Origin of the sequence: Citrobacter sp. TBCS-14 (assembly GCF_005280805.1) — a bacterium.
GTDB lineage: Bacteria > Pseudomonadota > Gammaproteobacteria > Enterobacterales > Enterobacteriaceae > Citrobacter > Citrobacter gillenii.
Genome location: NZ_SZWM01001336.1, coordinates 1 through 239 on the forward strand (window position 1 = coordinate 1; position 239 = coordinate 239).

At 50.6% G+C, this 239-nt stretch carries 1 protein-coding gene; it reads left to right on the top strand.

What is annotated here, in order from left to right:
- A partial coding sequence (locus FDX22_RS32865) for a hypothetical protein (protein WP_370317972.1) occupies nucleotides 1-80 on the top strand: 80 nt, incomplete at its 5' end.
- Nucleotides 81-239: the final 159 nt, after the last annotated feature.

The window sequence follows — 239 nt, forward strand, 5'->3', positions numbered from 1 at the left end:
GTACTCAGCCAACGCAACAGGCGGTACATGAGGTGGGGACAACCATTATTGATAATGGTGAGACGCACGAGTTGTTCTAATCTTTTGCCGGATGACGCTTCGCTTATCCGGCCTACATTTTCGGCACAATTGTTTGATATTGCTGGATTTTGTAGGCCGGATAAGACGTTAGCCGAGTTCCGGCAATCGCAACTAAAACCGCCCCTGCCCTTTCAGCCATTCGCGTACCAGGAACAGCG